This is a genomic window from Pollutimonas nitritireducens, assembly GCF_002849615.1.
Lineage (GTDB): Bacteria > Pseudomonadota > Gammaproteobacteria > Burkholderiales > Burkholderiaceae_B > Pollutimonas > Pollutimonas nitritireducens.
Genome location: NZ_PDNV01000001.1, coordinates 429,967 through 453,492 on the forward strand (window position 1 = coordinate 429,967; position 23,526 = coordinate 453,492).

General features: G+C 58.6%; 20 protein-coding genes. 8 read left to right on the forward strand and 12 right to left on the reverse strand.

Features of this window, described 5'->3' with window-relative positions; genetic code table 11:
• Positions 1-25 precede the first annotated feature (25 nt).
• From CR155_RS02050 to clsB, 6 genes are all read left to right on the forward strand, one after another.
• The gene (locus tag CR155_RS02050; RefSeq protein ID WP_102068325.1) at positions 26-1,306 is read left to right on the forward strand and encodes a putative Na+/H+ antiporter; all 1,281 of its coding nucleotides are present in this window, start codon (positions 26-28) and stop codon (positions 1,304-1,306) included.
• Between the two features lie 156 nt (positions 1,307-1,462).
• Positions 1,463-1,816 (forward strand): FmdB family zinc ribbon protein, encoded by a 354-nt coding sequence (locus tag CR155_RS02055; RefSeq protein WP_102068326.1) that lies wholly within the window; start codon positions 1,463-1,465, stop codon positions 1,814-1,816.
• 20 nt (positions 1,817-1,836) lie between these two features.
• On the forward strand, positions 1,837-2,529 hold the full coding sequence (locus CR155_RS02060; protein ID WP_102068327.1) for a DUF502 domain-containing protein: 693 nt from the start codon (positions 1,837-1,839) through the stop codon (positions 2,527-2,529).
• Between the two features lie 36 nt (positions 2,530-2,565).
• The gene (gene aspS / locus CR155_RS02065; protein ID WP_102068328.1) at positions 2,566-4,365 is read left to right on the forward strand and encodes an aspartate--tRNA ligase; all 1,800 of its coding nucleotides are present in this window, start codon (positions 2,566-2,568) and stop codon (positions 4,363-4,365) included.
• 15 nt (positions 4,366-4,380) lie between these two features.
• A complete protein-coding gene (locus CR155_RS02070; RefSeq protein ID WP_102068329.1) occupies positions 4,381-5,235 on the forward strand; it encodes an endonuclease/exonuclease/phosphatase family protein in 855 nt (284 codons plus the stop codon).
• Between the two features lie 8 nt (positions 5,236-5,243).
• Positions 5,244-6,476 (forward strand): cardiolipin synthase ClsB, encoded by a 1,233-nt coding sequence (gene clsB / locus CR155_RS02075; RefSeq protein WP_102068413.1) that lies wholly within the window; start codon positions 5,244-5,246, stop codon positions 6,474-6,476.
• A gap of 45 nt (positions 6,477-6,521) precedes the next feature.
• On the opposite strand, the gene CR155_RS02080 is transcribed toward clsB, so the two are convergent.
• The 12 genes from CR155_RS02080 to CR155_RS02135 all read right to left on the reverse strand — a co-directional run bounded on the left by CR155_RS02080 (position 6,522) and on the right by CR155_RS02135 (position 21,535).
• Positions 6,522-7,670 carry an ABC transporter substrate-binding protein gene (locus CR155_RS02080; RefSeq protein WP_102068330.1) on the reverse strand — a complete coding sequence of 383 codons (1,149 nt, stop codon included), beginning with the start codon at positions 7,668-7,670 and terminating at the stop codon, positions 6,522-6,524.
• A gap of 449 nt (positions 7,671-8,119) precedes the next feature.
• A complete protein-coding gene (locus tag CR155_RS02085) occupies positions 8,120-9,268 on the reverse strand; it encodes an ABC transporter substrate-binding protein (protein WP_102068331.1) in 1,149 nt (382 codons plus the stop codon).
• Between the two features lie 42 nt (positions 9,269-9,310).
• Positions 9,311-10,039 (reverse strand): SDR family NAD(P)-dependent oxidoreductase, encoded by a 729-nt coding sequence (locus tag CR155_RS02090; RefSeq protein WP_102068332.1) that lies wholly within the window; start codon positions 10,037-10,039, stop codon positions 9,311-9,313.
• A 13-nt stretch (positions 10,040-10,052) separates the two neighbouring features.
• Entirely contained in the window at positions 10,053-10,844 is a 792-nt protein-coding gene (locus CR155_RS02095; protein WP_102068333.1) for a cyclase family protein, read from the reverse strand.
• 11 nt (positions 10,845-10,855) lie between these two features.
• Positions 10,856-12,097, reverse strand: a complete 1,242-nt coding sequence (locus tag CR155_RS02100) for an SDR family NAD(P)-dependent oxidoreductase (protein WP_102068334.1) — start codon at positions 12,095-12,097, stop codon at positions 10,856-10,858.
• On the reverse strand, positions 12,094-13,269 hold the full coding sequence (locus CR155_RS02105) for a thiolase family protein (RefSeq protein WP_102068335.1): 1,176 nt from the start codon (positions 13,267-13,269) through the stop codon (positions 12,094-12,096). Before CR155_RS02105 ends, CR155_RS02100 begins: the two co-directional genes overlap by 4 nt.
• Positions 13,266-14,921 (reverse strand): AMP-binding protein, encoded by a 1,656-nt coding sequence (locus CR155_RS02110; protein WP_102068414.1) that lies wholly within the window; start codon positions 14,919-14,921, stop codon positions 13,266-13,268. The genes CR155_RS02105 and CR155_RS02110 overlap by 4 nt, the downstream gene beginning before the upstream one ends.
• A gap of 11 nt (positions 14,922-14,932) precedes the next feature.
• Positions 14,933-15,427: an aromatic-ring-hydroxylating dioxygenase subunit beta gene (locus CR155_RS02115; RefSeq protein WP_102068336.1), complete on the reverse strand. Its 495-nt coding sequence runs from the start codon at positions 15,425-15,427 to the stop codon at positions 14,933-14,935.
• Positions 15,424-16,746 carry an aromatic ring-hydroxylating dioxygenase subunit alpha gene (locus CR155_RS02120; RefSeq protein ID WP_102068337.1) on the reverse strand — a complete coding sequence of 441 codons (1,323 nt, stop codon included), beginning with the start codon at positions 16,744-16,746 and terminating at the stop codon, positions 15,424-15,426. The genes CR155_RS02115 and CR155_RS02120 overlap by 4 nt, the downstream gene beginning before the upstream one ends.
• Positions 16,747-16,762: 16 nt before the next feature.
• Positions 16,763-17,740 (reverse strand): PDR/VanB family oxidoreductase, encoded by a 978-nt coding sequence (locus tag CR155_RS02125; RefSeq protein WP_102068338.1) that lies wholly within the window; start codon positions 17,738-17,740, stop codon positions 16,763-16,765.
• Positions 17,728-19,302 (reverse strand): indolepyruvate oxidoreductase subunit beta family protein, encoded by a 1,575-nt coding sequence (locus tag CR155_RS02130; RefSeq protein WP_102068339.1) that lies wholly within the window; start codon positions 19,300-19,302, stop codon positions 17,728-17,730. Before CR155_RS02130 ends, CR155_RS02125 begins: the two co-directional genes overlap by 13 nt.
• Before the next feature lie 10 nt (positions 19,303-19,312).
• Complete coding sequence (locus CR155_RS02135) at positions 19,313-21,535, reverse strand: ferredoxin family protein (RefSeq protein ID WP_102068340.1); 2,223 nt, start codon at positions 21,533-21,535, stop codon at positions 19,313-19,315.
• A gap of 238 nt (positions 21,536-21,773) precedes the next feature.
• Here CR155_RS02135 and CR155_RS02140 point away from each other — a divergent pair, with 238 nt between their 5' ends.
• Together CR155_RS02140 and rpoH are read left to right on the forward strand one after the other, a co-directional pair.
• Positions 21,774-22,253 (forward strand): MarR family winged helix-turn-helix transcriptional regulator, encoded by a 480-nt coding sequence (locus CR155_RS02140; protein WP_102068341.1) that lies wholly within the window; start codon positions 21,774-21,776, stop codon positions 22,251-22,253.
• A gap of 97 nt (positions 22,254-22,350) precedes the next feature.
• Complete coding sequence (gene rpoH / locus CR155_RS02145; RefSeq protein ID WP_102068342.1) at positions 22,351-23,235, forward strand: RNA polymerase sigma factor RpoH; 885 nt, start codon at positions 22,351-22,353, stop codon at positions 23,233-23,235.
• The last annotated feature ends 291 nt before the right edge of the window (positions 23,236-23,526 follow it).

Sequence of the window (23,526 nt, forward strand, 5' to 3'; positions counted from 1 at the left end):
CTGTTTGGATTTGGAAGCGTGATACATGCCTAATTTCATGGAGTATCTGGCCACCGCCGTGTTCGCGGTGGCCATCATCCACACCTTCTCGGTGCCTGTCTTTGCGCGGCTGGCAAACCGCGGCGGCGCGCACGCCGGGCTGTGGCATTTGCTCTCGGAAGTGGAAGCCGTATTCGGTGTCTGGGCGTGTGCCCTCCTTGCCATCATGGCACTGCTCTCCGGGGTAGGCGAAACAGTCGCCTATATCGACACTCGCAATTTCACAGAACCCGCATTTGTCTTTGCCATCATGGTCGTGGCTGCGAGCCGCCCCATTCTTGAAGTGGTCGGTATGTTCGTGAAGGCCTTGTCCCGCATGCTGCCGGTACGCAATGAACTTGCCATGTTTTTCATGACCATGGCCTTCGTGCCGCTGGCGGGCTCATTCATTACCGAGCCGGCGGCCATGACGCTTGCCGCGCTGATGTTGCGTGATGCCTATTTTCGCCGTCCCGGCCAGGCCGGCTTCAAGTACATGACCATAGGCGTGCTGTTCGTCAATGTCTCCATAGGCGGTGTACTCACGGCCTACGCCGCGCCGCCGGTACTTATGGTCGCGCAGACCTTTGGTTGGGATACGGCCTATATGGCAACACACTTCGGATGGCGAGCCGCCGCTGCCGTGATCATCAACGCAGCGGTACTCACTTTCATCTGTCGTGCCCATCTCCTGGATGGCAGCATAGGACCTGGTCCTGTCGACGAGGGCGCCCCTGTGCGTTCTCCAGTGCCCTGGATAGTAATCGCCATTCACCTGGTATTCCTTGTGGGAGTGGTAATCTCCGCCCACCATCCCGTTATCTTCCTCGGTTTCCTCATGCTCTTCATTGGGTATGCGCACGCCTATAAGCGGCATCAAAATCCTTTGCTGATCCGGGAAGGACTGATGGTGGGATTTTTCCTGGCCGGCCTGGTGGTGCTGGGCGGCCTGCAGAAATGGTGGTTGCAGGACTTGCTGGCCGGCCTTTCGCCGATCGTCCTGTACTGGGGAGCCACCGCACTTACCGCCGTGACCGATAACGCGGCACTTACTTATCTGGGGTCGCTGGTTGAGGGCACCAATGAAATATGGCGCTACATGCTGGTGGCCGGTGCGGTAACGGGCGGCGGACTCACCGTGATTGCCAATGCACCGAATCCCGCCGGCTTCTCGATATTGAAAGGCACCTTTCCGGATGGCGCCATTTCGCCGCTGAAGCTGCTGGCGGCAGCGGCAATACCGACGCTGGTCGCCGCCGGCATGTTCCTGTTGCCCCAGCCATTTTAAGGGGTGGGCTCGGTGAATATGGAATCCCGGTAATGGCCGCTGACAAAACCGGCTAAAATTAAGGGATTTTTATGCTTCGCCGCGTCTACCCGTTCTTGCACGGCGGGGCGGCCGCAAGCGGGTTTTTCCTTTGGTAAACTTTCTTGGGATTGTTACGTGCCTATTTATGCTTATAAATGTAGCGCCTGCGGACATGCGCAGGACGTCTTGCGCAAAATGTCGGATCCGCTCCTGACAGACTGTCCCGAATGTGGGCAGAGTACCTACACAAAACAAGTCACGGCCGCCGGGTTCCAGCTGAAAGGATCCGGCTGGTACGTCACCGATTTCCGCAATAATGGCGGGGGTTCCGCCGGTGCGACAGCCGCCGATAGCGCCAAGGGTGCGGGTGGCGCCGGCGACAACGCTGCGCCCAGTAGCACGCCAGCGTCGCCAGCCGCCGGTACGCCGCCCGCCGCAACGCCGTCCGCCACCGCGTCCAAGACACCGGCCGGCCCCGCCGCCACCTGACAGGGCAGTACAAGCAACGCATGCGTTTCTTCAAACGATACTTCATCACCGGCCTGCTGATCTGGATCCCCCTAGTCATCACGCTGTGGGTGATTGCGTTGCTTTTCAGCACGCTTGAAAGTGTCGTGCCGGCATTTTTGTCGTCGCAGTCGCTGTTCGGATACCGCATACCTGGATTCCAGCTCATACTCGTCGTGGCCGTGGTTTTGCTTACCGGCGTGCTTGGGGCGAATTTCCTGGGCCGCGCGGTCGTCGAGCGCTGGGAACAACTGCTGGGACGCATCCCACTGGTTCGCTCCATCTATAACTCAGTCAAGCAAGTCAGCGATACCATACTTGCCCCGAATGGCCAGGCTTTCCGCGAGGCGGTGTTGGTTCAGTATCCCCGGCACGGGGCATGGACAATCGCATTCCTGACCGGAGCCCCCACGGGCGAAGTGGCTGAAAAGCTGGGCGACGATTATGTCAGCATCTACGTGCCGACGACCCCCAATCCCACTTCCGGTTTTTTCCTGATGATGCCGCGCCACGAAGTCCAGGTGCTCGATATGAGTGTCGACGCGGCGCTGAAGTACATCGTTTCCATGGGCGTTGTAGCGCCCGTTTCCATTAAAGGCCTCGAGGCCGGCAACGAGGCGGTGTCGATCATCGATGCTGCTCACGATATTGATCGCGCCGATGAAGCGCGCCATCCCGGCACCGATCAACCCTGAATCCATTCCAAGAATTTATAAACGGAGTAATCCTTGATGCGTACCTGCTATACCGGCGAGGTCAATAAAGACCATTTGAACCAGACAGTAACCTTGTTCGGGTGGGTCCATCGTCGCCGCGACCACGGCGGAGTCATCTTCATCGATCTGCGCGATCGGGCCGGACTGGCACAGATTGTGGTGGATCCCGATAACGAGGAAGCGTTCAAGACGGCCGAGTCCATACGCAACGAGTTCTGCGTGCGCATTACCGGCCTTGTTCGCCAGCGGCCCGAAGGCACCAGCAACCCCGATCTGGCTTCTGGCGACATCGAGATTCTGTGCCGTGAAATCGAGATCCTGAATGCGTCGGTGACACCGCCGTTCCAGCTCGATGACGACAATTTGTCCGAAACGACGCGGCTTACACACCGTGTGCTAGATCTGCGCCGCCCGCAAATGCAGCGTAACCTGATGTTGCGTTACCGTGTTTCCATCGAAGTGCGCAAGTTCCTGGATAACCTGGGCTTCATCGATATTGAAACCCCCATGCTCACCAAGAGCACGCCCGAAGGTGCCCGCGACTACCTTGTTCCTTCCCGCGTGAATGCCGGCGAGTTCTTTGCCTTGCCGCAATCGCCCCAGTTGTTCAAGCAGATGTTGATGGTGGCGGGCTTCGATCGCTACTATCAGATCACCAAGTGCTTTCGCGACGAAGACCTGCGCGCCGATCGCCAGCCTGAATTCACACAGATCGATTGCGAAACGTCGTTCCTGAACGAAGTACAGATCCGTGAGATATTCGAAGGCATGATCCGTCACGTATTTTCCAGCGTACAGCACGTGGAATTGCCGAGCTCCTTCCCCACCATGACATGGGAAGAGGCGATGCTCCGTTACGGTTCGGATAAACCAGACCTGCGCGTCAAGCTGGAATTTGTCGACGTTGGCGATCTGATGCGCGAAGTGGACTTCAAGGTGTTCTCCGCGCCAGCCAACGATCCGGCCAGCCGCGTCGTGGCCTTGCGTGTGCCTGGCGGCGGCGCCATGCCCCGCAGCGAAATCGATGCTTACACCAAGTTCGTGGGCATATATGGCGCCAAGGGGCTGGCGTATATCAAGGTGAATGACGCTGCTGCCATCCCTGAAGGGCTGCAGTCGCCTATCGTCAAGAACATCCATGTAGACGTCCTGACGCAACTTATCGAGCGCACCGGCGCCCAGAGCGGCGACCTGATCTTTTTCGGCGCCGACAAGGCCAAGGTCGTCAACGATGCCATTGGCGCGTTACGCGTGAAAATCGGTCATAGCGAGTTCGGCAAGGAGTCCGGACTATTCGAGGCCGGCTGGAAACCTCTGTGGGTGGTCGATTTTCCCATGTTCGAGTATGACGAGGACGAGGGCCGTTATTTCGCCGCGCATCATCCGTTCACCAGCCCCAAGGACGGTCATGAAAACTTCCTGGAAACTGACCCCAGCCAAGCGCTGGCCAAGGCGTATGATATGGTCTTGAACGGCTGGGAAGTGGGTGGCGGCTCGGTGCGTATCCATCGTGCCGATGTGCAAAGCAAAGTGTTTGGTGCCCTGAATATCGGCCCCGAGGAAGCCCGCGAGAAATTCGGTTTCCTGCTGGATGCCTTGCAGTACGGTGCGCCACCGCATGGCGGCGTGGCATTCGGCCTGGACCGTCTGGTCACCATGATGGCGGGCGCGGAATCCATACGCGACGTTATCGCGTTCCCCAAGACGCAACGCGCCCAATGCCTGCTCACGCAAGCGCCTTCTCCGGTCGACGAAAAACAGTTGCGCGAACTGCACATTCGTTTGCGCAGCCCCGAAGCCAAACCAGCGCAGTAACAAGAGGGGGCCGCAGTGTCGGTAATCCGGGTCGTAAGCTATAACATTCACAAGGGTCGCTCGGCAATGGGCAGCCGTGAGTCGTTGGCAGAATTGCGGCTCGGGCTTTATAACCTTGGCCCCGATCTGGCCTTTCTGCAGGAGGTCCAGGGCCGCAATCAATCCCGGTCCAGCCTTCACGCCCAGCATGAGTCCTTGGGCGCCGTGCTTTGCATGGAAACCGCCTATGGTTGCAACGCCGTACGCGACCATACCGATCACGGCAACGCCTTGCTATCGCGTTTTCCCATTCTGAAACACGAAAACCAGGACATTTCCGATCACAAGATGGAGCAGCGCGGGATCCTGCACGCGGTGGTCGAAATCGGCAGTACACCCGTGCATTGCCTGGTGGTCCATCTGGGTTTGTTCGCCGGCGGGCGTTCGCGACAAGTGGCCGCCCTGGTCGAACGGATCAAGCGGCTGGTGCCGGACGATGAGCCGGTGCTCGTCGCCGGCGACTTCAACGACTGGAACAATCGCCTGGCGCCATTGTTCGTCCAGCAATTGGGTTTGTACGAAGTGTTTGCCATTGCGCCGCAAAATATCGAGCCCGGCAATTTGCGTGGATCGGTTGCGCGCTGGCGCGACGGCTTGCGTTCATTACCCAAGCCTTTGCCTTTGGCCCAGCAAGTACATCAGTTGGGCATCAACGGGGCGGCGCGCCTGATTCCTCCGCCACGCACCTTTCCCGCCGCGTTTCCCTGGCTGCGTCTCGACCGTATCTACCAGCGCGGTTTCGCGGTGCGCAGTGCACGGGTGCTGCACGGTTCGCCCTGGAAGCAGCTATCCGACCATGCTCCCCTGGTTGCCGAGCTTGAGTTGCCGTGAACGCTTCCATGGCGCGTAGAACATTGCGCTTGAAGTGGCACGAAGGCAATCATATTGAACTCCTGCGCAATGGCGAGGAATTTTTTCCCGCCCTTTGCGCCGCGATCTCGGCCGCCAAACGCAAGGTCCATCTGGAAACTTATATCTTCAACCTGGACAAGACCGGTTTTCTGGTACTGGATCATCTGCGGGACGCCTGCGCGCGAGGCATTAAAGTGCGCGTGGTGATCGATGGATTCGGGAGTCATGAGCATGCCAGGGAAATAGGTGCGAGGTTGGCCAGTATGGGAGCGCAATTCCGTGTCTATCGCCCGGAACCCACTGGTCTGCGCCATATGAAATTTGACCTGCGCCGCTTGCGCCGCCTGCACAGGAAAGTGACAGTGGTCGACGAGCGTGTCGCCTTCGTGGGCGGTATAAACATACTGGACGATTATGTGGACGTACCAGACGATGGAAAAGGCGCGCGTCCGCGGTTCGACTTTGCCGTGCGCCTGCAGGGCCCTATTGTGGACGACTTGGCACGCGCGCAGCGCGCCCTGTGGCTTCGTATGGCATGGCGGCGGCGCGACGACTGGGCGACTTTTTATCGGCGCTTGAAGGAATGGAGCAAGCGGCGCAGTTTGCGCGTGAAAGCTCCGGTCGTTCCACTGGACGGGCATGGACACCGGGCGGCGCTGCTATTGCGAGACAATCTGCGATTTCGCCAGACGATCGAAGATGCGTACCTGGGCACCATGGAAAATGCCCGTCACGACATTCTTATCGCCAATGCCTATTTCTTTCCTGGCCGACGCCTGCGCAAGGCGCTCGAAGACGCGGCCCGTCGGGGTGTAAGGGTGCGGCTGCTGTTGCAGGGACGGTCTGAATACCCCATGCAGTACCGGGCGGGCCGATACATGTATGCCAAGCTGCTGCACGATGGTATCGAGATCCACGAGTACATGGCCAGTTATCTGCATGCCAAGGTTGCGATCATGGACGACTGCGCCATGGTTGGCTCGTCCAATCTCGATCCCTTCAGTCTGCTGCTGGCCCGCGAAGCCAACATTTATATCCAGGATGCGCAATTCGCCGATGAGCTGAAGTCGGCGATCGAAACGGAACTCAAGAACAATGGCCAGATCGTCACCGAAGAGGCCTTGCAGGGCCGCGGCGTGATCGGACGCTGGATCGACGCCTTTTCGTACTTCATGCTGAGGGCAGGCGTAGCACTGACCGGCAAATCGTCAGAGTATTGATCCCGGCACCACCGGTGTGTAGGGCAAGGCGATGGTGCCACTGGTTTACTTCAATAGCGTCCATTGACCGTCTTTGACGGTGATCAGTACACGCCCACGTTCGTCGAAGCCGCTGTGGTCTTGCGGACTCATGTTGTAGACGCCTTGCGTGGCGACCAACTCGCGCGTGTTTTCCAGCGCGTCGCGCAGGGCGTTGCGGAATTCGGGCGTGCCAGGCTTGCCGGCCTTGGCCGCTTCAGGAATGGTATGTTCGAGCAGCAAGCCGGCGTCGAACACATTGGCGCCGAACGTAGCCGGTTTGCTGCCATGCAGCTCGGTGTATCGCGTCACATAGTCTTGTGCGATTTTCTTGGATGGATTGCTGTCATCGATTTCCGGCAGGACCAGCATCAGGCCGGCGGCCAGTATGGTGCCTTCCACCTCTTTGCCGCCCAATTTCAGAAACGCCGGCAGGGCCGCCCCGTGGGTTTGATAGAACTGTCCTTTATAGCCTTGCTTGGCCAGCGTGGCCTGCGGTAACACGGCGGCGGTGCCGGTTCCAGCAATAAGCACAGCGTCGGGCTTGGCTGACAGTACCTTCAGCGCCTGGCCTGTCACCGAGTTGTCCGAGCGCTGGTAGCGCTCGACGGCGACGATCCTGATATTGTTTTCTTTGGCCAGATCGCCAAAGACCTTCAACCAGTTTTCGCCATAGGCATCGTTGAAGCCGATGAAGCCGGCCGATTTGACGCCGGCGCCGACCATATGGGCGACGAGCGCTTTGGCAATGAGGTCATCGTTCTGCGTCGCCTTGAACACCCACTTTTTCTCGGGCGTCATGGGCAGGATCACGGACGCGGTGCCAACGGGAGAAAGCATGGGCGTGCCGGATTCGGCAATGAATTGAATGACTGCCATCGCATTGGGCGAACCGGTAGGACCGATGATGGCGTCGACTTTCTGTTCAGTGATGAGCTTCTTGAATATGGTGACGGTCTGAGTGGGATCGCTGGTGTCGTCCAGCGAGATATATTCGACCATCAGATCGCCGATCTTGGTGGGTAGCAGTGCAACGGTATTCTTTTGCGGAATACCGACCATGGCCGTGGGGCCGGTCGCCGATGTGACCACGCCTATCTTGACCTGAGCCAATACGGGGGCGGTGGCCAGCGCGGCAAGCAGCGTTGCGACGTACGCAAGCGGTTTGAAGGACATGGGCGGGTTCTCCGTTAATGAATAAATAGAGGGCGAGGCACGAGGCGTCAGCCTGCGGCAAACGTTGTTGCCTTCGGACGCCTATTCTAAACGGCATCGTCGATTTGTACTTGCTGCCGCATCAATCTTCCTGTTCATGTGCCTTCACCCTCAGTGCAGCAAGCCGGTGACAGGAGGTGCACAAACTGACATGTGTCGGTGCACACCGGCACACGACCTTGCACACCGAGGAACTTCGGAGTTTGCCGGCTTTCCTCCTGGTGTCATCAACGTAGTTACAGGCCGCGGTGAGGTGACTGGGTGCTTCTCTTGTAGCGCACCCGGATATCGATAAAATTGTCAGGCGGCGCTATGGAATTTCGCCGACTGAATGGCGGCGCCAGCAGATCCTTCAATGATCCTGAGGCCGAATCAACGCTAGTCCAACGCCAATTCGGCCTGCTCGCCAACTACTTGACCAGGCGCCATTCTCCGTCTTTGACAGTAATCAGCTCGCGCCCACGGTCATCGAAGCCGCTATGATCCTCGGCGGTAATGTTGTATACGCCTTGCGTGGCGACCAGTTCGCGCGTCTTTTCAAGTGCATCCCGCAAAGCGCTGCGGAACTCTTTGGTGCCCGGTTTGGCGATTTTTGCCGCTTCGGGAATGGCCTGCTCGAGCAACAGCCCCGCATCGTACACATTGGCGCCGAAAGTCGCCGGGGCGCTGCCGTATTCCTTGGTGTAGCGTGCAATGTAGTCTTTGGCGACTTTCTTCGAAGGGTTGCTTTCGTCGATTTCGGGGAGGACCAGCATGAGGCTGGCGGCCAATATTGTTCCTTCGACTTCCTTGCCGCCAAGCTTCAGGAAAGCAGGCAGGGCCGCGCCGTGCGTTTGATAAAACTTGCCTTTGTAGCCTTGTTTGGCGAGGGTGGTCTCCGGCAGGACCGCTGCCGCCCCGGTGCCCGCAACCAGCACGGCGTCGGGATTCGCGGCCAGAACCTTCAGGGCCTGCCCTGTAACCGAGCTGTCCGAGCGCTGATAGCGCTCGGTTGCAATGAGTTTGATATTGTTTTTGGCGGCCAGATCAGTAAAAACTTTCAGCCAGTTTTCGCCATAGGCATCGTTCAGTCCGATGAAGGCGGCCGTCTTGATGCCCGACTTCACCATATGGCCGACCAGCGCTTTTGCGATAATGTCATCGTTCTGCGTTGTTTTGAAGACCCATTTTTTTTCCGGCGACATAGGTAGTACGACCGATGCCGTGCCTACCGGAGCTAGCATTGGTGTGCCCGATTCAGCGGCAAACTGGATCACGCCCATGGCGTTGGGGGATCCGGACGGTCCGATCAGCGCATCGACTTTTTCCTCGGTAATCAGTTTCTTGAAGCTGGTCACTGATTGGGTTGGATCGCTGGCGTCGTCCAGCGAAATATATTGGACCGTCAGATCGCCGATTTTGCTGGGCAATAGCGCCACGGTATTTTTCTGTGGGATGCCTATCAGTGCGGTCGGGCCGGTTGCCGAGGTGACAACGCCTATTTTCACCTGCGCCAGAGTCGGGGTGATGCCAAGCGAGGCAAGGATGACAGCAGAGATGGAAAGTTTTTTTAGTAGCATGGGGTTGATCTCCGGTGGAAAAAGGAATGCTGCTTCTGCTTTCTAGATGGTTACCGAACTGATGCTTGCACCGCCGCAAACATAAAGCGTCTGACCGGTGATAAAGCTGTTTTCGGGGTCGGAAAAAAACATGACGGCCCGCGCCACGTCATCGACGCGGCCGAGGCGTTGTACGGGGATGCCTCGTGCGATACTTTTTTCGCGGTCGCTATGTGCGGGAATGACGTCGTAAAACATGTCGGTTTGGACTGGGCCCGGGGCCACGACGTTGACCGTAATGCCTTTCGGGGCAAGTTCCAGCGCCCATGTCCGCGCCATGCCTATCATGCCTGCCTTGGTGGCCGAGTAGGCGGTTCGAGTGGGCAAGCCCAGCGCCCCCCGCGATGACATCAATACGATACGGCCAAAACACCTGTTCTCCATGCCGGGCAATACAGCCTGGACAAGCGAAATGGCCGCTCCCAGGTGAATCTGCGTCAGGCCTTGGAGGTCGTCAAGCGAGACGTCGCGCAGCAGCTTGGGCCAGATCACGCCCGCGTTGTGGATGACATGGCTCACTGGGTATTGCTGTGCGATGTCCGCGCTGGCCTGTGTGGTGGCCTGGGCATCCAGCAGATCCACCTGTACGGAATGCAGCCTCGGGTGGATGAATTCGGGTGCGCGGCGCGCCATGGAAATCACCTCATAATCCGCTTCCAGCATCTGGCGGCAAATCTCGGCGCCTATGCCGGCGCTTCCTCCGGTCACCACGGCTATACGACGATCGGTCACGTTGCTTCTCCGCTTAAGTCGATGATGAGGGCGTCAGCGCCAGGACACGCAAAGGGCTTCCTGAACCACTGCGGATCTTCAAGGGTGCCGAGAAAATGACAGCACCTTTTGGCGGCAGCTGATCGAGGTTGGCCATGCATTGCAGGCCATAGCGATTGTTGCCATGCATGAAGTAGTGGCAAGGAAAGGGAGGGTCGAGATGCTGCGCCTGTCCTGCATCGGTGCCGACGGATTCGGTACCGAATCCGTGTACGTCGCGCTCTTTGATCAGCCAGGGAACGACGTCGGCATTGGGACCTGGTGAATGGGCCCCGTCTTCTTTCTGATTAAGATATTCAGTGCGCTTTTCGCGCTTGGACCAGTCGGTGCGCATGAAAACCCAGCACCTGGCCGGTATCTCGCCGTGCTGTGCTTCCCATTGCTTGACGAAGTCTATCGTCAGCAGGAAGTCCGGATTATCTTCAGATTCGCGCGAGCAGTCGATCACGCAAGCCTCGGCGATGAAGGCGTCGAGTGGAATGGTGTCGACGCAATTATTGGGCTGGTCTTTGCCGGTTATCCAGTGTACGGGCGCATCGAAATGGGTGCCGGTATGTTCGGACATCGAAAAATTATTCCAGTACCAGGCCGGTCCGCGTTCATCGTAGCGGGAGATCTCTTCGATGCGAAATGGCCAGGCTTGGCCGAATTCGGGCGGCAGGACGATAGTGGGAAAGTCCGGCGTCAGGGTTTCGGTCAGATCGACCATTCTTATTTTGCCGGACAAAAGTTCGGCCATGAACTGGGTCAGTACGGTGCTTGTCATCAGGTCTCCTTTCATGCGCCCAGCTCGCGTTCCAGACCTTTGGGGTTGTCGTGCAAACGTGCCAGGAATTCTTGTGCGATATCGCCCACATAGACATCTTCGACGCCGTCCTGCAGCGCGCGCACGATGGCGGCGGCTATGGCACTGGGATTCACACGGGGCGGGGGAGTCAGCTGTTCCCACTCGTGGTCGATGGGGCCTGAAAATATATTGAGCACCCGGATGCCGGATTGCAGGAATTCGTTGCGCAGGCATTGCGACACCGACAGCGCCGCCGCCTGGGATGCCGACCAGATGCCGCGCGACGCCAGGTTGAGATGGGCGTAGATGGACATGATGTTCACCCACGCGACCGCACTGTTCACGCCATCGGCCGCACGGCTGGCCATTGCTGGACCGAATTGCTGTGCAAGTCGCATGAGGCCCATGCAGTTGACGTCGAGGGCTTCATGAGCTTTACCCAAGTTACGATTGTGAAGTATGCCGCCTTCGCGCTCGTAGCCCGTGGTGTTGACCAGGATATCGACCTTGCCGCCTATTGACCGCGAAAGGCGTTCGACCGAGTCGGAATCGGTGATATCCAGGTCCTGTCGCTGTACGCGCTCATCCGTGCACAGAATGTCGAATCTGTCGGAAACCTGCCAGCGTCGCGATTCTCCGGCAAACACCGTCGTGGCGCCTGCCGCCAGCAACGCGTCGATGGTCGCGAGCCCTACGGCTGATTTACCGTCGGTGACCAGCACGCGACGAAACTTGGGGTCGCACGACGTTTCGCGCACTATTTTGTCGTCTGCCATGTTCGGGGTCGCCTGTTGTGGGAGTGCAAGAATGACGGCCTGTCCGCTGCGGTCCAGCTTGAGCGCCAGACGAACGTTGTCGCCGTCGCGGCAGTCGCCATGGACATGAGCAACGACGGAAGGGCCGACCGCCATCTTCACCGTGCCGATGCGCCATGGAATCCGCTCGCGGAAATATAGGTCGTTGCTGTGGTGCAAGGTGGTCGTGACCAGTAATTGGCCCGTCGGGTCGACGGCTTGCCAGCTCAAGCGATCCGACAGGCAGACGTGGCAAACTTCACGGGGAGGGTACTGGACGGCATTGCATTCCTGGCATACCTGCAAATCGAACCGTCCGGCGGCCGCTGCGGCGGTAAGGCCCAATGCGCGGCGGCTGCGCGCGCCGGGCGGGAGCGTGGCCTGCCGTGTGCGCGCCAGCGGATTCTTGCGAGGCGGTCGGGTGAGGGCCTGGGTCATGAGTCGCTCCTGGCCAGCAGGGCGGCTGCCGTGCAAATACCGCGGTCATAGTTGATCATGCCAAATCCGCTGACCAGGCCCACCCGGGCGTTCGCCACCTGAGTGTCCCCAGCGTGGCCGGTAAGCTGGCGCAAGTTCTCGACCATGCCCAGGTACCCGCCAGCCGCGCCAGCCTGCCCTACGGACAATTGTCCGCCATTGGTATTGAAGGGAAAACTTCCGTCGATAGTGAAGGTATTGGCGCGCACGAATTCGGGCGCGCCACCTTTTTCGCAGAATCCGAGGTCCTCAATCTGCATCATGTTGATCACGGGATAGTCATCGTAGGCCTGCATGACGTCGACGTCGGCCGGCCCCACTCCGGCGTGCTCATAAAATTCTTCCCGGTCCACTGTCCAGCCTCCGCGTGTCTGGATGACATCCTGCGTCCATGCGTTATGCCGTTCGATCGTGGACAGGATCCGTACAAAAGGCAGTTGCAGTGCAAGGGCTTGTTCTTCACGCATGACCAGGAACGCATCTGCACCTGCGCATGGCATCACGCAATCGAACAGATGTATCGGATCGGTGATTTCCCGTGCGTCCAGATATTGCCGCAGCGTCAGCGGCTTTTTCATCAGCGCATGGCGATAGTGCAGGGCATTGTCGCGCTGTGCGACGCACAGCTTGCCGAAGTCTTCACGCGTCGCGCCGGTTTGTTGCATATAGTGCTTAGTCAGCAAGGCGAAGCTGGCGTTGGGACCGCCTGCGCCATAAGGATAGACCGCGTCCTGTGCGAAGCGCGAAAATTGGCTGACCGTATTTCGAAACGAATCGACCTGGTTTGCGTCGCCGGCAAGGCAGGCGACAATGCTGGCGTCGCCCGCCTGGACGGCACGGGCGGCGCGGCGCAGGCCGATGACGCCGCTGGCGCCACCCATGGGGATATGGTCCAGCCATCGTGGGCTCATGCCCAGGTGTTGTGTGAGTCCGACCGCTGTGTCCGGGGCAAGGGTGAAGCTCGATACGCACATCCCATCGATATCGTGCTTGGCGATGCCTGCTTCACGCAGCAGTGCGCCCAATGCCCTGCCCAGCCACCAATGTGCGCTGTTGATCGAATATCGCTGATAGGGCACGGTGATCGGTACGGTGGCGACAATGCCTTCATACCCGGCGCGGCGCGGCCTCATGCGACCGGTTCCTGTCGTTTTTTCAGCGCACGGGTGTCGATGCACATCGGGCTGCCGGGCAGGGTCCGAGCCAGCGTTTTCAACTCGCCACGCTGCACTTTGTTGGTGATGGTCAAGGGCAGCTCGGGGACAAAGGCGATATAGCCGGGCACTTTGTAGTACGCCAGCTGGGTCAGACTCCACGTTGCAATGTCGTGGGCAAGTTCCGCCGCCCGGGCGGCGTCCCGTGCGGCGTCCCGGTCGGCGTCCATGGGTGCATGGCTCACGATGCAGGCCAATACTTCGTCGCCCCGGAGTTCGTCCGGCACCGCCGCGACGGCAACGGCCTTCACCGCAGGATGCTGCAGCAACACGCTTTCCACTTCGACGGCCGCGATGTTTTCTCCGCTACGTCGAATCACGTTCTTCTTGCGATCGACAAAATGCAGGAAGCCTTGCCGGTTGCGTCGGACGATATCGCCGGTGTGGAACCAGCCGTCCTGCCAGGCCAACCGGGTTGCCGCGTCGTCTTTCAGATAGGCGGCAAAGAAGCCGAACCTGGGGTCGGGACCGGCATGTCTGACCAGCAGCTCGCCATTTTCGTCGGCCGCCGTGGACTCGCCGGCATCGTTGACGATACGTACCTGAATATCGTCGCTCTCTTTGCCGAAACAGCTTGAACCGACAAAGCGCGGCTCATGGTTGGCAATGATCACGGCGCCCGCCCCGGTTTCGGTCATGGCCCAGGCTTCCAGCAACGGGAAGCCGAAACGCTGCTCGAAAGCGGCGTGCAATGACCGGTCGACGCCTGCGCCAAAACCCATGCGCACGTGATGCGCGCGATCTTCGTCTGTTGCCTGCGCCTGCATCAAAATGGCGGGCATGACGCCCAGGTAATGGATTATCGTCGCGCGCGATTCGCGTACCGTATCCCACCACGTTCCTGGATGGAAGCGGTCAATGGAAATCAGGCATCCGCCTATCACGACCATTGCCATCACCGAATACGCCATGGCATTCATGTGTACCAGCGGTAACGGGGTAAGCATGCGGTCTACGCCTGGATGCAGGGTTGCAAGTCCGCCGGCTTTGGCATACCAATGGCCAGCGGCCAGGAAATACTCGTTAGGCAGTATGCAGCCTTTCGGGCGCCCCGTGGTGCCAGAGGTATAGAGCAAAGCGCATTCCGTCGAACTGTCGACAAGAGCGGCAGCCAATGGGGCGACGCTGGGCGCAGCGGGCGGCAGTTCGTCCGTGCCCATGATCAACAGTTTGCTTCCCGCTGCCTGCGCGGCGGAACGCAGCAGGGCGTGGCGTTTGGGCAGCGCGACGGCCAGCACGATTTCCGAATGATCGATAAGGTATTCCAGCTCCGCTGCACGCATGTCGACATTGATTGGCACCACCGAGACGCCCAAAGCGTTCAGGGCGAACCAGTGCAGAATGAAGGCAGGCCGATTCTCGAGCAACACGCCAACGCGATGGCCATGGCCATAATTGGCGGCCTGGAAGGCCGCCTTGAGCGTCTCGATTTCGACGAGCGCATCCTGGTAGCTGATTTCGCCAGCCGCAATGCCGTATATCGCTGCGGTTTCGGGTGTCACGCACAGGAAGGGATGGCTTGGCCACCTTAGAGCGGCGTCGGTAAAGGCCTGATATACCGTCGTAGACAATGAGGGCCTCATCACATGAATAATTGAATGCTGCGCAATGCGGCGTCGCAATTGACCAGATCCACGCGCTTTTGAGTGATGCGCAGTTCGCTGTCGACTGTGATCAGCTCGAAGGTGGACCAACCTGCATAGATCGTTTGCAGATCTTGCCGACTCTCCACATAGTGAAAGGCCGCACGCACCACGTATTGTCCCTGCTCGGGCTTATGTTCCGGGTGATCGGTCTCGACTGTAGGCTGTTGCACGAGGTGATGGCTGCGGCTTCTTGGTTGTTGCGAATACGTGCGCTGGCCCGCCAGGCGCTCGACACGGACGCGCAGCAATAGTTTGTCTTCATACATCAGCGAGCCCTGCAGCAACGGGTCGGTCTGGCCGTGTGTGAGCGGCATCCAGTAGTGACCGTCGTCGGTGAAGAGGGCAAGCCACTCTTCGAACTGTTGCTCATCGAGTAGCCGCGCCTCGCGATAGACGAAGGCGAAGAGCTGCTGGTCGTTGACAGGGCTCATGTGGACTCCTTCATGGTGGCCGTCATGTAGCGCGCCCAGGCCTGGTACTGGTTGCGCATTTGCCATTCACTGGTGCCGTTGACGACTTCATTCTTGCGATTGGCCTCGTCGGGGTCGTACAGCCGGGCGACATTGACCCACTCGCGACCTCTGCTGTGCAATCCGTGCTGCGAACGTTCGTAAACCTCGTGATCGTCGTGCCCGACCACCGACGTGGGCGCGTTGATGAGGCGGTTGTACATCAAGGTGCGCTCCAGGAGTTTATCGGGCGCTCCGACCAGCCGGAAGGTCCATGATTCCACGAGCGTCTTGTTGGCGCCCAGGGGCTTGAAGATACGCAGGGTCTGAATGGGACCCTTGACCATGATATTGGGGAAATAGGTGGTGTTGTGTCGGGTGTTGGCCAGGATTTCCGCGGCGCGTTCGTGGCCATAGGCCTGGTTCATGGCCTCAAGATAGCCTGGCACTTCCGAATACGCAGCATGAATGGAGTTATGGACGCCGGTGTGGCCATGACCGTTCTCCCAGACCCGGATGCCCATGCCTTCAAAGAACTCATAGGATGAAATAAAGGGGGCGAATTGCTCAACCGCCATTGGTTTGGGCGTTCCTTCGGGTGCTTCCTCCCACACGCGTACTGCCGTCCCTGCCGATGATTCATGCGCCACCATGGGGTGGCAGGTGTCAGTCTGGTTGTCGACCAGCATTTTCCAATTGCAATCGTGCATGTAGCGCAGCACCCCCCCAGCGACCTCGAGCTTGCCTTCGGGCGAGCGCTCTATCATGTTGTCCAGTGTCGACAGGGACTCGCCGAAGAATTCATCAAATGACTGGCCCTCGGGGCTGAGGCGACAAAAAACGAAATCACGGTAGTCGCGTACGTTTTCCACAGCGGCCATGCCGTGGCTGGCTTCGCAGTCATTGAATGTTTCGGGGTCGTAGCCTTTCTTCAAGGGAATCGAAAGCAGCTTGCCGTCGGTTTTGAATGTCCACGCATGGTAAGGACACCGGAAGAACTTGCCGGTGTTGCCGCAGGCGTCGCCGGCGACCTTCACGCCTTTGTGCGGGCAGCGATTATGCAGGACTTTGATGGTTTTGTCGGTATGCCGCACCATTACCACGGGCTGGTCGCCCACTGTGGTGGTGTAGAAATCACCGCTATTTGGAATCTGGCTGCCATGCCCGACGTATACCCAGGTATTGGCAAACAAGTGCTCCATTTCCAGCTCGAAGATTTCTTCGCTGATGAAGATATCCCGATGTACCTCGGTGGGACGCACGAGGGTGTCAATGGCAGCAGGATTATTGCGGTAGTTCATGTCGGGCACCTATGAATCAAAGGTCTAATACCAGGCGGTCGGAATGGCTCCGTGAAACGCAAATCTGCATGACCTGGCCTGCTTTGCGTTCCGGGTCGGAAAGGTAGTAGTCGCGATGATCGGGGGTTCCTTCCAGCACTGTCGCCTGGCAGACCCCGCATTCCCCGCGCCTGCAGTCGTACATTGGATCGCAGCCGGCCTCTTCCAGTACTTCAAGTATGGTTTTATCCGCAGGGATGTGCAGCATCCGGCCGGACTGGCGCAACTCAAGATCGAAGGCTTTGTCGCCCGGCAGGGCCGCGGCGTTGTTGAACAGCTCGAAATGAACATGCGATTGCGGCCATTGCCTGTCACGTGATTGATGGATGACAGCGTCGATGAGCCCTTTCGGTCCGCAAACATATAAATGCTGATTGGGTCCAACCTGCTGCAACAGATCGGAAAGCGCAAGCTGGGTTGTTTCGTCGTCGTCGGCGTGAACCCGCAACGCGTCGCCATGCTGGGCGGTGAGTTCTTCCAGAAATGCCATCTGATCACGACGGCGACCGTAATAGTGAAGCTGGAATGGATGCTGCGCTTGCTTCAGCGCCGTTGTCATCGAGATGATGGGCGTGATGCCGATGCCGCCCGCGATCAGCACGGTGCGCGGTTCGTCAGATGCCAGGTCGTGCAGTGGAAAATCGTTCTGCGGGCCTTCCACCTCGAGTGTGTCGCCGATCTGCAGGCTATGCATATGCCGGGACCCGCCTGTACCAGGTTCTTCCAGGCGCACACTTATGCGGTAGCGCCGGGGGAAGTCGAACGCGGAGTTGTCGGTGTCCAGGCACACAAGAGAATAGCAGCGAGGCACTTTCTGCCCAGGGATGCTGACCTTCAAGTGGGCACCGGCGGTGAACCTGGGCAATGCCTGCTTGCCGGCGGCTTCGAGGAATAGTGAGCGGATAATCGGCGTTTCGACGTGTATTTCGACGACCGTCAGATTCAAATGGGCCATGGTATGTCTCGTTTCTCCGGGCTCAGGGCTTTGTCCAGCAGTTCGTCCAGTTTCAATCCTTCGTCGTCGGCAAGCGCCGCCGCCAGCAAGGCCCGCAGCGTGCCCGCTGCGTCAGGCTGCCCCGTCAGATGCCCGACCGCGCTGCTAAGCCGTTGGTACTTGCTGTTGCCACGTTCATGTGTGTCGCTATAGCCTTTGACCAGCCGCCGGCAATTGACGACTTCGACCGCAAGCTCATAGTCATGCTCGACAGTTCGGGCAACCAGTCCCAGCCATTGCTCAAGACTGTTGGTTTCCACGTGATGACGCAAGGTGGCGCGCCGGAAGCGTCGCATCCCGGCCAGGGAGTACAGCAAAAGAAAACCGCCCAAGGTGCCGCTGCGCAGAAATCGTCCTTTGCGCAAAAAGCGGCTAAGGTAGCGGCCCGCCGCGGGTGAGTTTTCAATCGCCCGGCCCAGTGCGACGGGAAGGGTTCCGCACACCTCGTCAAGACGTGGGTGCATATATTCGGTGGTGTAAACCAACTGATCTGGTTGCGCGCCGACCTCGGTGCGGACGCGCTCGAAACGGGCGCTGCGGGTTTTGAGGTCGGCCACGCGAATGACGTCGTCGTAGGACATGGACACCGCGACATATCGTGCAGCCGCGCAGGTAAGCGCCCAAGCTTTGCCCGGCCCGCCAAACTGTGTATCCAGTTTGCAGATGCGGCGCATATGCTCCATGTATTCGCTGGCATAGGGCACATCCTGGAATTCGAGGGTGCGGCGCAAGCCGGCGACCATCATGGGCTGGGCCTGCAGCGGGAAGTGCTGCTTCAGGTCATCGAGCAGGAACTGCACGTGTGGACTTTCGGCGTGTTCGGGAACGCCGGGCATAGGGCGACCGGTGTCGATAGCGGCCGGGGCGGCAAGCGCCTGGGCCGCCGCGTCGAATCCCAGGGCGAAAGCGTTCAAACTGGGGTCGACGCCCACGCCCGCGCGGCGGATGGTTTGTTCATAGTCGGCACGGCTGAACGGCAGGGTGGCGCTGCCGGCGATGGCCCCAAATAGACTTGCACTGATAATGCTGCCTGCCTGCTCGGCCAGTGCCTGAAGATCAAAACAATAGAATCTTTTTGCGGCCTGGTTACCGGCCTTGATCACCTTGTTGGGATCGGCAATGCCATTGCCGTGTGCCGCTTTTTCCGCCACAGCATAGCTGCGGTGCGACGAAGAGATCAATGTCGTGCGGTCGGGAGTGACCAGGCCGCGTTGAATTGCCCTGCCACCTTCCATGAGCTCGGCGGCGACCACCAGGTCGACATCGCCGGGCGTGGGCATCATTGCCAGCGCGGGATCTCGTCCGGCTGCCTTGACCGTCGATTCGGGCAGCATTTCGAGATAGTAAATCGTGGCGCCGGTGCGTTGAGCCACGCCGGGGACGGAGGTGGTCTGGGCCCACCAATCGGCGTGTTCCGCCATATCGACGATCCAGTCGGCCAGGACGCCGCCACCTTGCCCGCCCATGGCAAGAATGGCAATCTTGATCGGGGTGCCGGAGCGGAACAGGGTTCGATCGGTCATGGATTCGGATTTATAAGGAGCATTCGTTCATGCCGGCGTCACGGCGCGACTGCAGGTAATGGATGAACCGGCCGCGCATGCGCGCCAAGAATCTATCCCAGCGGCTGGGGTTATGTACGAGGTCAGCCCGGTAAAAAGAAGGACACAGCACGGCGGCGTGGGCCACTTCACCGCAGTTGCCACAGCCTACGCAGCTGTTGTCGATATGGGCGACAGGGTCTTCCTTCAGCGGGTCGCCGCTATCCTTGACCGTCAGCGATGGACAGCCCGATAGGCGGATACAGGCATGATCGCCGTTACAGACATCGGGATCGACCCCGAAACGTTCCTTGATGACGCGCTGTCCATCCTTTACAGCCTTGTTGAACAGGGGTTTTTCGCGCCGCTGCTTGTTCAACATGCACTCTGACTGCGCAATGATGACTTTTGGGCCTTTTTCAGATGTGGTCAATGCCTCTTCGATGGTGGCCTGGACCTTGGCGACGTCGTAGGTCCGGTCCAGCGTGCGCAGCCATTTCACCCCTACGCCGCGTACGGCATTCTCGATGGAGTTGTTGGTGGAACGATGCGTATTGCCCGCGCGCGAGGACAAGATGTCTTGCCCGCCGGTGGCCGCGGAGTAAAAGTTGTCGATAATAATGATGACGCCGTCATATTTATTGAAGACGGCGTTGCCCACACCCGATGCCAGGCCGTTATGCCAGAAACCGCCATCGCCCATGATGGAAATGGGTCGCTTGGCCGACGGGACATTGAATGCCGCGATGCTCGACGCCCCCAGTCCATATCCCATGGTGGTCGCACCCAGGTTGAAGGGCGGAAGTATGGAGAAAAGGTGGCACCCGATGTCGCAGGCAATGTGATGATCGCCGAGGTTTTTTTGCGCGAGAGTGAGGGCTGAGAACACCGGCCGCTCGGGGCAGCCGGTGCAGAATCCGGCGGGTCGCGCGGGTACCACGTGCGCCAGCCCGTCGGCGGCGGCCGAGGAATTGGGCGTGGGCTGAAAGGTGATGATTCTTTCTTTTACCGTGGGACGCGCTGCCTGGGACACGGACATACGGGCGCCGACATCTTCGTTTGCCGGCCTGATGACAGGAAGAAGTTCCCGCTTGTGGGCCGCCAGGAAACCCTGAAGGCCGTCTCGTATGGCAACCGTTGTGTATTCCCCTGCCACAGGCAGGTAGTCTTTGCCTGCCAATGCCGTGGCAATGCCAGCCTGGCGCAGGATAGTGTTCAGATTCTGTTCAATGTAATTGGGCTGGCCTTCTTCAATAAGCAGCACCGCCTTTTTATCCCGACAGAACGCCTGGACCTCGTCGTCGATGACGGGGTAGGTTATGTTCATCACGTATAGCGGGATTCGGCTATTGCCGAAATGATCGGCCAGACCCAATAATTGCAAAGAACGGATCACGCCGTTGTACAAGCCGCCTTGCAGGATGATTCCAATATCCTTTTGATCGCCCTCGAAAAACTCGTTCAGCTGTTTTACTTTGATGAACTCGGCGGCGGCCGGCCATCGCGATGTTATTTTTTCATGTTCGTGCAGGAAAGACGCAGGAGGCAGGACGATGCGACTGACATCGCGTACCGGGTTCTCCAGCGCCTGGCGCAGTGTGAAAGCGGGGCGCTGATTGTCTTTGGCGATGAAACGCCCGTGTACATGGCACCCGCGTATGCGTAATTGCAGGATGACGGGCGTGTTGCTTGCCTCGGATAACTGAAAGCCATCTTCGACAGCCTTGACCATGCTTTCCAGGTTGGGGCGCGGGTCGAGCAACCAGATTTGCGATTTCATGGCAAATGCGTGGGTGCGCTCTTGCATGATGGATGAGCCCTCACCGTAGTCCTCACCTACGATGACCAGTGCGCCGCCGGTGACGCCGCCGGAGGCCAGGTTTGCCAAGGCGTCCGAGGCCACGTTGGTGCCGACTGTGGACTTCCATGTGACGGCGCCGCGTATGGGGTACATGACGGAAGCGGCGAGCGTGGCCGCAGCGGTGGCTTCCGATGCACTGGCTTCAAAGTGCACACCCAGCTCGTCCAAAATTTCCTGGGCATCCGCCAGCACATCCATCAGATGGGAAATGGGAGAGCCCTGGTAGCCTGCGACATAGCCGACTCCGGATTGCAACAAGGCTTTGGTCACAGCCAGGATTCCTTCGCCACGGAATTCTTCCCCCGCCCCGATACGAAGTTGTTGTACTTCCTTCTTGAACGAGCGTTCAGCCATGGTCTCTCCTGGCACTATTTCGGGCAGTCGGCAGGGCGGACATCCGGCCTGATACTTTGATCCGGGGGCCGCGGGCAACGAGTCATAATACTTTAGGCTTCAATCTAATTGCCGTCAATAAAAACATGAATATTCATATATAAACAAAATTTAGTATAGATAACAGCGATTTGGGTATAAGTGCTTACCATTATTTTTCTAGCGAAATGAGCCGTTTCGCATTAAAATTGAAAGCCATATGCAGAAGAGTCCGAAAATTGTGCAGGGTACAGAATCCCCATCAAGGCAAGCGATAGGCTCGTCCCGTTTTGTGCACCGATACCTTGCTTCTGTCTTGGCGCAGGCCAGCCATCGCATCTCTGCCGAGTTCCACGTCGAGGTCAGGAAGGCCGGACTGACCGTGACGGAATGGCGGGTGCTGGGTAGCCTTGTCGAAGGCGATGGCGAAACCGTGGGTCAACTGGCCAGGCTGGCGGTCACTAAGCAGCCCACCCTAAGCAAGGTGTTGCCGCGCCTGCAAGAACAGGGCTACGTCAGCATGCAGGCGTCACGGCTCGATCGGCGCCAGACGCTGGTAAGTATCACACCGAAGGGCGCTAAATTGATTCATGGCCTATGCGAGCAAGCCATGGAGCATCAGCGCCGAGTACTGGAAAAACTGGATCCCGATCATGCGGACAGACTGGTCGATATGTTGCGCGCCATCATTTCGCGGTGAACTTTTAAAACGCGGTTTCGTCTAATGTGGTATTAGCAGTCTGCAAGCCAGAGTGCTAATATTAGATAACACCAATCTTTGAAGGATCGTCCAGCCTATGAACCATAGTACCCAATCCTTGGCGATGACCAACCAGCAGTTGGCCATGGCCATTTCCAATCCTGGTGCGCTGGGCACGATCGAGGCCTACATAAGCGCTGTCAATCGTCTGCCCATGCTCACACAAGAGCAGGAATTGGCATTGGGTAAGCGTTTGCGCGACGAATCCGACCTCGATGCGGCTCGCCAGCTCATCACCTCGCACCTGCGCCTGGTAGTATCCATTGCGCGACAGTATCTCGGATATGGTCTGGCTCATGCCGATCTCATCCAAGAAGGTAATGTTGGGCTCATGAAGGCCGTCAAACGTTTCGACCCCGATCGTGGCGTACGGTTGGTTTCGTTTGCGGTGCACTGGATCAAAGCCGAAATCCACGAGTACATCGTGCGCAATTGGCGCATGGTCAAGGTGGCCACCACCAAGGCGCAACGCAAGCTGTTTTTCAACCTGCGGCGCATGCGTCCCGATGGCCAGACACTCGATCCCGACCAGGTCGATACAATTGCGCGCGAGCTCAATGTCCGACCGGAAGATGTCAGCGAAATGGAAGTGCGCATGTCCGGCCGAGAAATGGCCCTTGAAGCGCCCGGCGACGACGATGACGCGTATGCGCCCATTTCGTACTTGTCCGACGAGGGGCACCAGGAACCTTCAAGCATACTGGAACGCCGCGCGCTCGATGCCTTGCAGGGCGCCGGGCTTACCGATGCCGTTGAAGGCCTCGATCCGCGATCGCGCCGTATCGTGCAGGCGCGCTGGCTGCAAGACGATGGCGGGTCCACCTTGCATGACCTCGCCGCCGAATTCGGCGTTTCGGCCGAACGCATACGCCAGATCGAAGTGGCCGCTTTCAAGAAGCTGCGCATTGCCCTGACGTCGTAAGTTGTCGTAACGACAAGTTTTTTTACATTTGAATTAGAGAAAAGTCGAACTAATCCGCATACACGTTGACTAATTATTTATAGACAATGTGTTTGCCGTGCGATGCGCGAGCCATTCGTCTATCGTCCGCTTCGGCTTCTCCTCTTCCCCTCCCTTTTGAAGCGGATGTTTATGGGACACCTCCAGGTGTCCCGTTTTTTTTATCGGCCCGCTACGCAGAATAGTACGGGCAGCGGCTCTGGCGCGAAAAAAAGCGATATCCTAGCAAGGCATTTACGCGTTGCAAGGATG